This is a genomic window from Clostridium prolinivorans (assembly GCF_004011155.1).
Classification (GTDB): domain Bacteria; phylum Bacillota; class Clostridia; order Clostridiales; family Clostridiaceae; genus Clostridium_AT; species Clostridium_AT prolinivorans.
In genome coordinates, this window is the sequence record NZ_RJWG01000003.1 from 23,792 (window position 1) to 36,159 (window position 12,368).

Below are 12,368 nucleotides of genomic sequence, written 5' to 3' on the forward strand. Positions count from 1 at the left end.
AAAAAATTAGTTTATGAACCATATTTTATTTATTCTATAAATAAAAATTAATTTTTATTTGGGAAATTTAGTTTTTATTCATTATCAATTCCTAATCCTCTCATGGCATGGATAATATGAAGTTTCATAGCGGTTTCAGCTCCTTGAGCATCTTTTTTAGAGAGAAAATCCATAACCATTTTATGATCATTAATTGTATCTTGTATTAGTATGGGGTTATCTTCGGATAAAATTACACCTTTATAAATAGCTTTATAAATAATAGGCATAAGTTTATCCATAAATTCATTATGAGTTGCTTTAGCAATAGAATTATGAAATGCTTGCTCAACCTCTGTTCTATCTTCGTTTTTTAAAATTTTTTCTTCTTCAAGTTTTCCATAATAAATAATTCGTTCTAAATCTTTATCAGTAGCCCGCTTTGCTGCATAATAGGCTATTTTAGGTTCAAATATAAGTCTCATTTCATATAAATCTTTTATATTAAGTCTTATACTAGAAAGTTCTGACAAATTAAAATGCTCATAAAAATTTGGATTGTTAGTGATAAAAGTACCTTTGCCTCTTTTAATTTCTAATACATTGTGAGCAACTAAAATGCGTATGGCTTCTCTTAATGTAGTTCTACTTACACCAAGTTCAGAAGAAAGCTCATTTTCATTGGGGAGTTTATCTCCTGGGGCGAATTTTTTATCTATTGTAATCATTGCAAGTATGTCATCAGCAATAGTTTCTGCTAAAATTTTTTCCCTTTTAGACATAAAAACAACATCTCCTTTTATTAAATACTTAAAGAATACAATAAGCATTAATATTTTTCAATAAAATAATAAATAATTTAATGCAACATATGAATTTTATAATGTAATTTTTAAGCTTATATAGAAATATTGTCTTACAAAAAACATTTTTATTAAATGTCGACCATTTTATTATATATAGATATAATAGAAATTTAGAAACACTATAAATTGTATAGTATAAATTAATTTACAGCTTATTGAAAGTTAATTATATTATGAAAATATCTTTATTTTTATATAAATAAAAACCATGCATAAATAGCATGGTTTTAGTTTAATATAAATTTTTATGACCTTCTAACCAATCAATAAATTGACGAGCTGTTCTTGGTGAACGTCCATTGTATGAGAGCTCCCATTTTAAAGCTTCTTTGCATAGTTCTTCTTTATTTATTGAAATATTTCTTTTTGTTGCAATACCATTTACTATTTTTAAGTATTGATTTTTATCTGGAGCAGAAAATACTACTGTTATGCCAAATCTATCTGCAAGAGATAGTTTTTCTTGAATAGTATCTGCTGCATGTATTTCTTCATTTGTATTAGATGATGAAAGACCATTTCTATCATTAAAAGTCTCTTTTATTAAATGTCTTCTGTTTGATGTAGCATAAATTAAAACATTATTTGGTTTATTTTCTAAACCTCCTTCAAGTAAGGCTTTTAATGCAGTATAATTTTCATCATCTTCTTTAAATGATAAGTCATCTATAAAAATAATAAATTTTTGAGGTCTATTTCTTACGGCTCTTAAAATAAGAGGAAAATCTGTAAGATAAGATTTAGGTATTTCTATTATTCTTAACCCTTGATTGTGATATTCATTTAAAAGAGCTTTTACTGTTGAAGACTTTCCTGTACCTCTATCTCCATATAAAAGAACATTATTTGCACTAAAACCTTTTAAAAACTGTAATGTATTTTCTATGATTTTTGAACGTTCTAATTCATATCCAATAAAATCTGAAAGAGAAATTGTGTCAAACTCATAAATTGGTTTAAAATTTCTTTCATACCCTGAATTTTCCCAAACAAACGCTCTATAACGGCTAAATATACCGCAGCCATATTTTTCATAATATTCTATTAAATATTTAATGCATTCATTCCACCTGTTACAATCATATAAATACTTTCTCATTGATTTATAATGATTTGGATATTGTTCATTTTCAGATAAATCCTTATATTCTGTTTCCCAATCCGGAAGATTTTTTATTGTTTCATAACTAAATTCAATATTATTAAAAATTTCTAATGCATAAGTTTTTATCATACTAGAAGAAATTGATGATATAATTTGTAAATTATTCAAATCTTTTTCAACAGTTTTTTGCAAAATATATGCTTCTTTATTTTTCGACTGTAATTTTAAAGAAAATGGATTTTCGTCAAAAAGAATTAATTCTATGACAAGATCTTTTAAAGATTTATTAGAACTATAGCATAATTTTAGGAAAAAATCATTATAAAGATTAGTAAAATAAGATAAATCAATTTTTTCTTGATTTAGATAATCAAAAAGCTCATATAATTTGTTAAGAGTTTTGTTTTCTAATAAATTTCTATATATAGAAAGTGAATCAAAAGCTAATTTAGTTCTTTTAATTTTAGAATTTGTATAAGATTCCTCCATAAAAATTCCTCCAGTTAAATAAAATGAATTTTTAAAATATGCAGTTTTAAATTTCAGATTTTTATGATTTTTGATATTTTAAAATTAATATACTCTTATTTTAGAAATGTGTCAATTGATTAATTTTTTTAAAAATATAAATTTATACTTGACAAACAAAGATAAAAAAAGTATTATTTATTATAAACACAAAAACTTATTTAAAAAAATGATGTAGCAATCTTCAGATTACTGCATGTAAAATTATTATTTCATTCAATACGTGAAAAACAAAGATAGGGATAAGTATGCAGAGCTTTTATCTCACAGAGAGCGGAGAAAGGTGGAATTCCGTAGATAATTGCTGCAGAAACTCACCCTAGAGTTGCAGGCTGAACTTATAGTAAGCTGTGCCGGTTTACGCCGTTATTAAAGTAAGTAAAAATTTGGGTGGTACCGCGGCAGACTCTCGCCCCAAGCAAGAGGTCTGTCTTTTTTTATTTCAATTTTAAGGGAGTGTGTGGAGGAATATGGGAAATAGGATTTTTATATTTGATACAACGCTTAGAGATGGAGAACAAACTCCTGGAGTGAATTTAAATAAATTAGAAAAACTTGAAATTGCAAAGCAGTTAGATAAATTAGGTGTAGATGTTATTGAAGCAGGTTTTCCAATAGCTAGTCATGGAGATTTTGAAGCAGTAAAATTAATTGCTCAAAATGTAAAAAGACCTATAATTACAGGTTTAGCCAGAGCTGTAAAAAAAGATATAGATAGAGCTTGGGAAGCATTACAATACGCAGAAAGACCAAGAATACACACTTTTATTGCAACTTCAGATTTGCATATGAAATATAAGTTAAATATGTCTCCAGAGGATGTTTTAAAAAGAGCAACTGAAATGGTAAGTTATGCTAAGTCATTATGCAATGATGTGGAATTTTCACCAGAAGATGGAACAAGAACAAATCCTGAATTTTTATATAAAGTATTGGAAGCAGTAATAGATGCCGGAGCTACAGTAGTTAATATACCAGATACGGTAGGTTATGCAATACCTAATGAGTTTGGTGAATTTATTCGTTCAATTAAAAATAATGTTCGAAATATTGACAAAGCAATTATTAGTGTACATTGTCATAATGATTTAGGCCTTGCTATAGCTAATTCTCTTGCTGCAATTGAAAATGGTGCAACACAAGTTGAATGTGCAATAAATGGGCTTGGAGAAAGAGCTGGAAATGCTGCTTTAGAAGAATTAGTAATGATTCTTAAGACAAGAAAAGATTTATTTGATAAAATTGAAAACAATATTATTACAGAGCAAATTCATAATACAAGTGAATTAGTAAGACAGCTTACTGGAATTCAAATTCAGCCTAATAAAGCTATTGTTGGTGCAAATGCTTTTGCACATGAATCAGGTATTCATCAACATGGTGTATTAAGTTGCAGAGAAACTTATGAAATAATGACACCTGAATCCATTGGATTAAAGAAAAGTTTAGTGGTTTTGGGCAAACATTCAGGAACTCATGCTTTTGAACAAAGATTAAAAGAATTAGGCTATACCAATTTAAGTCAAGAAAAAATAAATGAAGCGTTTCAAAAATTTAAAGATTTGGCAGATAGAAAAAAGGAAATATGCGATGAAGATATAGAATCATTAATTAGACAAGAAATAGTTCATGAAAAAGAAATTTTCCAATTAGAATCTTTCCATATTTCAAGTGGCAATAATTTAAGTGCTACTGCTACAGTAAGAATAAAAAATGAAGAAGGCATATCAGAAGAAGCTGCTTGCGGAGAAGGTCCTATTAATGCGGTTTTCAAAGCTATAGATAGAGCTGTAGGACTTGAAATAAACTTAAAAGATTATTTCTTAAAATCAATTACAGGAGGAACTGATTCATTAGGAGAAGTTTCTGTAAGAATTGAAAATAATGGGAAAATTTTTACAGGCAGAGGAATTAGCATAGATATAATTGAAGCTAGTGCAAAAGCATATATAAATGCAATAAATAGAATGCTTAATAATTCAGAAATGATTTCAACAAAATAATTAAAAATAATTCAAATTTCAGAAAAAAGAATGTTGACTTTTTGACTTAAACATAGTAAATTAATAATTAATAATTTTCATAAAATTAAACTAATAAATAACAAATAAAAAATATAAGTAAATACAAGCTATGAAGGGAAGAGTATGCAATAGTGTTGTTTAAAAGAGAGCGGGGTAAGGTGAAAGCCCGTAAACAAAATGTTGCAGAAAATCACCCCGGAGCTGCAGGCTGAACTTATAGTAAGCTGTGCCGGCTGTTGCCGTTATATAAATGAGTAAAAATTTGGGTGGTACCGCGACAGACTTTTCGCCCCAGGGTGGAGGTCTGTTTTTTTATACCTAAAAATTAAAATAGTTTAATTTTTAATTAGTTTTAGCATAAAAAAATAAAAATAATAAAATCTTGAAAGGTGGAATAAAAAATGGCAAAAATGTATTATGACTATGATGCAAATTTAGAATTATTAATGGGGAAAAAGGTAGCAATAATTGGTTATGGAAGTCAAGGGCATGCACATGCATTAAATCTTAAAGATAGTGGTGTAGATGTTGTTGTAGGTTTGTATACAGGAAGTAAATCTTGGAAGATAGCTGAAGATGCAGGGCTTAAAGTTATGAAAACAGATGAAGCTGTAAAATATGCAGACTTTATTATGATTCTTATACCAGATGAAAAACAAGCTGAGCTTTATAAAAATAGTATAGAACCTAATTTAACTGAAGGAAAATCTTTACTATTCGCCCATGGATTTAATATTCATTTTGGACAAATTAAGCCACCAGCATTTGTTGATGTATTTATGGTAGCACCAAAAGGACCTGGTCATACAGTAAGAAGTCAATATCAAGAAGGAAAAGGAGTACCTTGCTTAATTGCAGTATATCAAGATTATTCTGGTAAAGCAAAAGAATATGCTTTAGCTTATGCAAAAGGAATAGGTGGAACAAGAGCTGGAGTACTTGAAACTACTTTTAAAGAAGAAACTGAAACAGATCTTTTCGGAGAACAGGCAGTTCTTTGCGGAGGAGTTACAGAGCTTATAAAAGCAGGTTTTGAAACTTTAGTAGAAGCAGGATATCAACCAGAAAGTGCTTATTTTGAATGTCTTCATGAAATGAAACTTATTGTAGACTTAATCAACCAAGGAGGATTAAGCTACATGAGATACTCTATTAGTGATACAGCTGAATATGGAGATTACTCTACTGGTAAGAGATTAATTACTGAAGAGACAAGAAAGGAAATGAAAAAGGTACTTTCAGAAATTCAAGATGGAACTTTTGCTAGAAAATGGATTTTAGAAAATCAAGCAAACCGTCCTTCATTTAATGCTATTAGAAAAAGAGAACAAGAACATCAAATTGAAAAAGTAGGCAAAGAATTAAGAAAAATGATGTCTTGGATTCCAAATAAATAAAATATATTTTTAGGTTATATATTTAAGAATAAAAAAGAATAAAGGAGTGGTGAAAAATTGGGAATTTAAAAAATAATAATAAAATATTTATTTACGATACGACTTTAAGAGATGGTGCACAATCGGAGGGAATATCTTTTACTGTAGAGGATAAATTAAAAATTGCACTTCAATTAGACGCTTTTGGAGTAGATTATATTGAAGCCGGGAATCCCGGCTCCAATCCAAAAGATTTAGAATTCTTTTACAGAGTCGGAAAATATCAATTCAAAAATGCCGTTCTAACTGCATTTGGAAGCACAAGAAGAGCAGGGATAAGTGTAGAGGAAGATTCCAACATTCAATCTTTATTAAAGGCAGATACAAAAGCAGTAGCTATATTCGGGAAAAGTTGGGATTTCCATGTTACTGAAATTATTAGGACTTCTTTAGAAGAAAATTTAAGTATGATTAAAGATACTATATATTATCTTAAAAGTAAGGGAAAAGAAGTTATTTTTGATGCAGAACATTTCTTTGATGGATATAAAGAAAATGAAAATTATGCAATGAAAACAATAGAAACAGCTATAGAAGCAGGGGCAGATTGGGTTGTTCTTTGTGATACAAATGGTGGAAGTTTACCTTCAGAAATAGCTGAAATTGTAAAAAAAGTTACAAGTACATTTAATGTTCCTATAGGAATTCATTGTCATGAAGATGGAGGAATGGCTGTTGCTAATACGCTAGTAGCAGTAGAAAATGGAGCGCTACAAGTTCAAGGTACAATAAATGGATATGGAGAACGTTGTGGGAATGCAAATCTATGTACTATTATTCCTAATCTTAAATTTAAGATGAAAAAAGATTGTGTATTTGAAGATAAAATACGTGAATTAACATCTTTATCTCGTTATATAAGTGAAATTGCAAACTTACCTCACAATGAACATTTACCATATGTAGGGAATAGTGCATTTGCACATAAAGGTGGAATGCATATTGACGCAGTATATAAAAATTCAAAATCTTTTGAACATATTTCTCCAGAATTAGTTGGAAATGAAAGAAAAATATTAATGTCAGAAGTTTCAGGGAAAAGTACTATTCTTTCAAAAATTCAAAAGGAAGCTCCTTGGGTTACAAAAAATTCAAAAGAAGTGCAAGAAATAATTGATAAACTCAAAAAATTAGAACATGAAGGTTATCAATTTGAAGGAGCAGAAAGTTCTTTTATACTTTTAGTAAAGAGAGCTTTGGGGAAAGGTAAAGAGTTTTTCTCGGTTAAAGATTTTAATATAATATGTCAGGAAAAATATAATGGAGAGTATAATTCTTTAGCTACAATAAAAGTTGAAGTTGATGGATTAGAAAAACTTACAGTTGCAGAAGGTGATGGACCTGTAAATGCTATAGATACAGCACTTCGTAAAGCATTAGAGAGCTTTTATCCTGCTCTTAAAAGAGTAAGGTTAACCGATTATAAAGTAAGAGTACTTGGGTCAAATGAAGCAACTGCTGCAAAAGTAAGAGTTCATATTGAGTCAACAGATGGAGAAAATGTTTGGGGGAATGTAGGAGTATCTAGCAATATAATAGTAGCAAGCTGGATTGCCTTAGTGGATTCTATAGAATATTTTCTTTATAAAGAAATGGAACAACAAGGAGGAGATAATAATGGGCATGACGATGACACAGAAAATTCTGGCTGCTCATGCAGGGCTTAAAAGCGTAAAAGCAGGAGAATTAATAAAAGCAAAATTAGATTTAGTTTTAGGAAATGATGTAACAACACCTGTTGCGGTAAAAGAGTTTCAAAAAATAGGAATAAATAATGTATTTGATAAAGAAAAAATAGCAATTGTTCCAGATCACTTTACTCCTAATAAGGATATTAAATCTGCAGAACAGTGTAAATGTATAAGAGAATTTGCAAGAAAAATGGAAATTAAAAATTATTTTGAAATTGGTCAAATGGGGATTGAACACGCTTTAATTCCTGAACAAGGATTAGTAGTTGCAGGTGATGTTGTTATAGGTGCAGATTCTCATACTTGTACTTATGGAGCGTTAGGAGCTTTTTCTACTGGTATAGGAAGTACTGATATGGCAGCAGGGATGGCTACAGGTGAAGCTTGGTTTAAGGTACCTGAGGCTATTAAATTCGTTCTTAAAGGAGAATTAAATCCTTGGGTAAGCGGAAAAGATGTTATTCTTCATATAATAGGAGAAATAGGAGTGGATGGAGCTCTTTATAAGTCTATGGAATTTACAGGTGATGGACTAAAAAGCTTATCTATGGACGATAGATTTTCAATGGCAAATATGGCAATTGAAGCTGGAGCTAAAAATGGAATTTTTGATGTAGATGAAAAAACTATTGAATATATAAAAGCTCATTCTACAAAAGAATATAAAATTTATAAAGCAGATGAAGATGCAGAATATGCTAAAGTTATAGAAATAGATTTATCAACTATTAAGCCTACAGTGGCTTTCCCACATTTACCTGAGAATACAAGAACTATTGATGAAGTTGGAGATATCAAAATAGATCAAGTTGTAATTGGTTCTTGTACTAATGGAAGAATTGAAGATTTGAGAACTGCTGCTAAAATTTTAAAAGGTAGAAAAGTAAATCCTAATGTAAGGGTAATTATTTTCCCAGCAACACAAAAAATTTATTTACAAGCTATGAGAGAAGGGCTTTTAGAAATTTTTGTAGAAGCAGGAGCAGCGGTAAGTACTCCTACTTGCGGACCTTGTCTAGGAGGTCATATGGGAATTTTAGCTAAAGGTGAGAGAGCAGTTGCAACAACTAATAGAAATTTTGTAGGAAGAATGGGTCATCCAGAAAGTGAAGTATATTTAGCAAGTCCTGCAGTTGCAGCAGCTTCTGCAGTAACTGGAAAAATATCTTCACCAGAAGAACTTGGAATGTAGGAAAGGCGGGAGATAAAATGTTAAAAGGAAAAGCTATTGTATATGGAAATAATGTAGATACAGATGTAATTATTCCTGCAAGATATTTAAATACTAGTGATCCTAAAGAACTAGCAATGCATTGTATGGAGGATTTAGATAAAAATTTTTCTAGTAGAGTAAAACCAGGTGATATAATGGTTGCTGGAAAAAATTTTGGCTGTGGATCTTCAAGAGAGCATGCGCCAATTGCTATTAAAGCATCAGGAATAGGATGTGTTATAGCAGAAACCTTTGCTAGAATTTTTTATAGAAATGCTATTAATACAGGCCTTCCTATTATGGAATGTCCTGAAGCTGTACAAGATATAGAAGATAATGACGAAATTACTATAGATGTAAATACTGGGATTATTACAAATATTACAAAAAATAAAACTTATCAGGCAGAGCCTTTTCCACCTTTTATTCAGGAAATTATTAATGCAGAAGGATTGATTAATTATATAGCAAAGGCGGTGAAAAAATAATGAAAATTGCTGTTATTCCAGGAGATGGAATAGGACCAGAGGTTATAAAACAAGCTTTAAAAGTTTTAAATACAATTTCTAAAAAATACAATTGTTCTTTTGAGTTTGAAGAAGTACTTATGGGAGGTATTGCTATAGATAAAACTGGTGTACCTTTACCTGAAGAAACTATTAATATTTGTAAAAATAGTGATGCTGTTTTATTAGGGGCTGTAGGAGGAGAAAAATGGGATACTCTTCCTGGACATCTTAGACCAGAAGCAGGACTTTTGGGTATAAGAAAAGCTCTTGGAGTTTTTGCAAATTTAAGACCAGCTATATTATTTCCTCAGTTAAAATCCGCTTCCACCTTAAAAGAGGAAGTCCTTGGAGATGGACTCGATATTATGGTTATTCGTGAGCTAATAGGAGGGGCATATTTTGGAGAAAAAAAGAGAATAGAAACAGAAGAGGGACCTAAAGCTTGGGATACTATGATGTATTCAGCTTATGAAATTGAAAGAATTACTCATGTTGCATTTAAAACAGCAATGAAGAGAAAAAATAAGCTTACATTAGTGGATAAGGCTAATGTTTTAGAAAGTTCAAGGCTTTGGAGAGAAATTGTATTTAAAATTGCTAAAGAATATCCACAAGTACAGCTTAATACTATGTATGTAGATAATGCTGCTATGCAGCTTATAAGAAATCCAAGACAGTTTGATTTAATATTAACTGAAAATTTATTTGGAGATATTTTAAGTGATGAAGCATCAATGCTTACAGGTTCACTTGGTATGCTTCCATCTGCAAGTCTTGGAGAAGGTAAAAGAGGATTGTATGAACCTATTCATGGTTCTGCCCCAGATATTGCTGGACAGGATAAAGCAAATCCAGTTGCTACAATTTTAAGTGTTGCTATGATGCTTAGATATAGTTTTGATATGGATGATGCAGCAAATGATATAGAATCAGCTGTATCAAAAGTATTAGATGAAGGATATCGTACATTAGATATTTATGAAGCGGGGACAAAAGTTGTTGGTACAGAAAAAATGGGAGATTTAATAGTAGAAAAAATTTAGACAAATTCTAATAAAAGGGGGCTATAATATAATGAAGCTAAAGGGCGCAGAGGTGCTATTAGAATGCCTGAAAGAGCAAGAGGTTAATGTTATTTTTGGATATCCAGGAGGAACAGTATTACCAATTTACGATGCTTTATATGATAGAAAAGATATAAAGCATATAATTACAGCACATGAGCAGGGGGCAACACATGCAGCTGATGGATATGCAAGAGCTACGGGCAAAGTAGGAGTTGTTATAGCAACCTCAGGTCCAGGGGCTACTAATACTGTAACTGGAATTGCAACAGCTTATAGAGACTCTGTTCCTATTGTAGTTATTACGGGTCAAGTATCTCGTGATTTATTAAACAAAGATTCTTTTCAAGAAGTTGATATTATAAACATAACAAAATCTATAACTAAAAAGAATTATCAAGTTAAAGATATAGAGGATATCCCCAAAATTGTTAGAGAAGCTTTTGAGATTGCTCGCTCTGGACGCCCGGGTCCTGTACTTATAGATATCCCGAAGGATTTACAAGCTATGACTATGGAATATGAGCCTAAATGCATAGATATTTCTTTTAAACCAGAAAAAGATATTTGTTATAATGATGATTATAAAGAAGAATTAAGGATAAGATTAAAAGATGCTGTTGAAATAATTAATAAAAGTGAAATGCCAATGATTTTTGCAGGTGGAGGAGTAAATATTTCTGGAGCAAATAAAGAATTGCTTGAATTTGCAGAAAAAATAAAAGCACCTGTTACATGTTCTCTTATGGGCCTTGGAGCTTTTCCAGGAACTCATCCGTATTTTACTGGAATGGTAGGAATGCATGGAACTAAGTGTTCAAATATTGCTATAAATAAATGTGATGTACTTATTGCTATTGGGGTAAGATTTAGCGATAGAGTTGTTAGTAATAAAGAAAGTTTTGCAAAAAATGCAAAAATCATTCATATTGATATAGATAAAAGAGAATTTGGTAAAATAATAGAAAATGATATAGAGCTTTGGGGCGATATAAAGAATATTTTAAACATTTTTAATAAAGAAGTAAAAGAAAAAGAAGAAAGTGAATGGAATAAGCAAATACAATATTTTAAAGAAAATTATCCTTTAAAATATAAAAATAATGGAGGAGTAAGTCCTAAAAAAGTATTAGAAAAGCTGTATGAGCTTACTAATGGAAAAGCAATTATTACTACAGAAGTAGGGCAAAATCAAATTTGGGCAGCACAATTTTATAAATATTCAGAACCTAGAACTTTCATATCATCTGGTGGTCTTGGTACTATGGGGTATGGACTAAGTGCAGCAATAGGAGTTTCAATAGGTAGACCTGATGCTAAAGTAATAAATATTGCAGGTGATGGAAGTTTTAAAATGAATTCTATTGAACTTGCTACTATTTCAAGAAATAAACTTCCTATTATACAGATTGTATTTAATAATCATGCTCTTGGAATGGTACGTCAATGGCAGGATTTGTTCTACAATGGCAGATTTTTTGAAACTACTCTGCAGCCAGATGTAGATTTTGTAGATCTAGCAAAAGCATATAAAATAAAAGCTATAAGAATAGAAGAAGATAATCAAATTGAAGGTGCATTAATAGAAGGACTAAAAAGCAATGAACCTATGCTTATAGAATGCGATATTAACTGTGATGATAAAGTTTTTCCAATAGTACCTCCTGGGGAGCCTATTAATAATATCATTGAAGAAATTTAATGCTATTATTAAGTTAGTATATAATATAATAAAGGTCATTAGCATTTATACGCTGATGGCCTTTAAAATTTATAAATAATTATGATAAAATGAAGTACAAAAGCAAATAATATTTTTTAGTTTTTATAAAATTTAATATCATAATTAATTCACAATAAGTTGTAAAATAATTTTCACTATACAATATATAATATTTTTAAATTTCTATTATATATTTGTAAATATTTAACAATAAGTCTTTTTGTGAGATA

General features: G+C 30.0%; 9 protein-coding genes and 2 other annotated features. Of the genes, 7 read left to right on the forward strand and 2 right to left on the reverse strand.

What is annotated here, in order from left to right; genetic code table 11:
* Nucleotides 1-74 precede the first annotated feature (74 nt).
* Both EGD97_RS04345 and EGD97_RS04350 read right to left on the reverse strand, forming a co-directional pair.
* Complete coding sequence (locus EGD97_RS04345; protein WP_078682228.1) at nt 75-761, reverse strand: FadR/GntR family transcriptional regulator; 687 nt, start codon at nt 759-761, stop codon at nt 75-77.
* A gap of 316 nt (nt 762-1,077) precedes the next feature.
* Nucleotides 1,078-2,439, reverse strand: a complete 1,362-nt coding sequence (locus EGD97_RS04350) for an ATP-binding protein (RefSeq protein ID WP_127836554.1) — start codon at nt 2,437-2,439, stop codon at nt 1,078-1,080.
* A gap of 263 nt (nt 2,440-2,702) precedes the next feature.
* Nucleotides 2,703-2,898: a binding site (T-box leader), on the forward strand.
* Nucleotides 2,899-2,948: 50 nt separating this feature from the next.
* Between EGD97_RS04350 and EGD97_RS04355 the strand changes: the two genes are divergently transcribed.
* From EGD97_RS04355 to ilvB, 7 genes are all read left to right on the forward strand, one after another.
* Nucleotides 2,949-4,481, forward strand: coding sequence for a 2-isopropylmalate synthase (locus EGD97_RS04355; RefSeq protein WP_127836555.1), 1,533 nt, complete (start codon nt 2,949-2,951; stop codon nt 4,479-4,481).
* Between the two features lie 121 nt (nt 4,482-4,602).
* Nucleotides 4,603-4,799, forward strand: a binding site (T-box leader).
* A 104-nt stretch (nt 4,800-4,903) separates the two neighbouring features.
* Nucleotides 4,904-5,899 (forward strand): ketol-acid reductoisomerase, encoded by a 996-nt coding sequence (ilvC, locus tag EGD97_RS04360; protein WP_078682231.1) that lies wholly within the window; start codon nt 4,904-4,906, stop codon nt 5,897-5,899.
* A 56-nt stretch (nt 5,900-5,955) separates the two neighbouring features.
* The gene (gene cimA / locus EGD97_RS04365; RefSeq protein ID WP_078682232.1) at nt 5,956-7,605 is read left to right on the forward strand and encodes a citramalate synthase; all 1,650 of its coding nucleotides are present in this window, start codon (nt 5,956-5,958) and stop codon (nt 7,603-7,605) included.
* A complete protein-coding gene (leuC, locus tag EGD97_RS04370; protein WP_127836556.1) occupies nt 7,556-8,821 on the forward strand; it encodes a 3-isopropylmalate dehydratase large subunit in 1,266 nt (421 codons plus the stop codon). Before cimA ends, leuC begins: the two co-directional genes overlap by 50 nt.
* Before the next feature lie 17 nt (nt 8,822-8,838).
* Nucleotides 8,839-9,330, forward strand: a complete 492-nt coding sequence (gene leuD / locus EGD97_RS04375; protein ID WP_078682234.1) for a 3-isopropylmalate dehydratase small subunit — start codon at nt 8,839-8,841, stop codon at nt 9,328-9,330.
* Complete coding sequence (gene leuB, locus EGD97_RS04380) at nt 9,330-10,394, forward strand: 3-isopropylmalate dehydrogenase (RefSeq protein ID WP_078682235.1); 1,065 nt, start codon at nt 9,330-9,332, stop codon at nt 10,392-10,394. The genes leuD and leuB overlap by 1 nt, the downstream gene beginning before the upstream one ends.
* A gap of 31 nt (nt 10,395-10,425) precedes the next feature.
* Nucleotides 10,426-12,117, forward strand: coding sequence for a biosynthetic-type acetolactate synthase large subunit (gene ilvB / locus EGD97_RS04385; RefSeq protein ID WP_078682236.1), 1,692 nt, complete (start codon nt 10,426-10,428; stop codon nt 12,115-12,117).
* Nucleotides 12,118-12,368 lie beyond the last annotated feature (251 nt).

Excerpts from the sequence above, each read along its gene's own strand:
- EGD97_RS04345 (WP_078682228.1), bottom strand. The coding sequence starts at position 761 with ATGTCTAAAAGGGAAAAAATTTTAGCAGAAACTATTGCTGATGACATA.
- EGD97_RS04355 (WP_127836555.1), top strand. The coding sequence starts at position 2,949 with ATGGGAAATAGGATTTTTATATTTGATACAACGCTTAGAGATGGAGAA.
- leuD (WP_078682234.1), top strand. The coding sequence starts at position 8,839 with ATGTTAAAAGGAAAAGCTATTGTATATGGAAATAATGTAGATACAGAT.
- ilvC (WP_078682231.1), top strand. The coding sequence starts at position 4,904 with ATGGCAAAAATGTATTATGACTATGATGCAAATTTAGAATTATTAATG.
- EGD97_RS04350 (WP_127836554.1), bottom strand. The coding sequence starts at position 2,439 with ATGGAGGAATCTTATACAAATTCTAAAATTAAAAGAACTAAATTAGCT.
- leuB (WP_078682235.1), top strand. The coding sequence starts at position 9,330 with ATGAAAATTGCTGTTATTCCAGGAGATGGAATAGGACCAGAGGTTATA.
- leuC (WP_127836556.1), top strand. The coding sequence starts at position 7,556 with ATGGGCATGACGATGACACAGAAAATTCTGGCTGCTCATGCAGGGCTT.
- ilvB (WP_078682236.1), top strand. The coding sequence starts at position 10,426 with ATGAAGCTAAAGGGCGCAGAGGTGCTATTAGAATGCCTGAAAGAGCAA.